Source organism: Bradyrhizobium sp. WSM4874, assembly GCF_055811835.1.
The window spans coordinates 1-221 of record NZ_JBVVPR010000301.1 but is presented as its reverse complement, the minus strand read 5'-3'; the positions used below and the strand labels follow the sequence as shown (position 1 = coordinate 221).

The following is a 221-nucleotide window of genomic DNA, read 5'->3' as shown; positions in this document are numbered from 1 at the left end:
CATCAGGATGAATGGTATGGATCCGATCTATAACGACCCGAACTCTTGGATGCGCTGGTACGCCGAGCAACAGGAGCTGCAGCGTGCGCGGCAAGAGGCCGACGTCGAGCGTTCGGATCAGGATGGCTTCGAGCAGCAGGGGGGGGGTGAGCTACAGCTCCGCTCTCCTGAGGAGAGTTCGCCTGAGGCTAGTTTCCCTGCCTGGCGGCATGAAGATATCC

At 60.2% G+C, this 221-nt stretch carries 1 protein-coding gene; it reads left to right on the top strand.

Annotation, left to right across the window (positions count from 1 at the left end):
• Window positions 1-16 precede the first annotated feature (16 nt).
• Window positions 17-221: hypothetical protein (locus AC0L3P_RS40405; RefSeq protein WP_473309509.1), on the top strand; the 205-nt coding region annotated here is incomplete at its 3' end.